The 290-nt window shown below is 60.0% G+C and carries 1 pseudogene; it reads right to left on the bottom strand.

Features of this window, described 5'->3' with window-relative positions:
• Positions 1 to 290 (bottom strand): annotated as a pseudogene (locus EN850_RS35680) (sugar ABC transporter substrate-binding protein); the annotation flags it as partial.

The raw sequence follows: 290 nt of genomic DNA, 5'->3' as shown, positions 1-290 counted from the left end.
GTCGGGTCCTGGCCGGAGTCGATGGTGGACGCCTTGTAGTCGACACCGATTGCGTCCGCGAAGCCGCGGCAGCGGTCGAAAGAAACGGTGTTGGTCGCAAGGTGATTCACGCACAGAAACGACTTCACGCCGGCAGCTTTTGCTTTTTCTCCGGCGGCTTTGCCCGCGACGTACTCCGGCTGCCCGACGTGCATGATCGCGCCGAGTTGCGCACTCTGTTCCTCGGTGCCCGAGTTGATCGTGACGAGCGGGATTTTCTTTGCGGTGACCTTGTTGATGGAACTCTTCAA

Origin of the sequence: Mesorhizobium sp. M8A.F.Ca.ET.207.01.1.1, from assembly GCF_004794715.1 — a bacterium.
GTDB lineage: Bacteria > Pseudomonadota > Alphaproteobacteria > Rhizobiales > Rhizobiaceae > Mesorhizobium.
The sequence above is the reverse complement of the archived record's forward strand: the minus strand, read 5'-3'. Positions and strand labels throughout refer to the sequence as shown.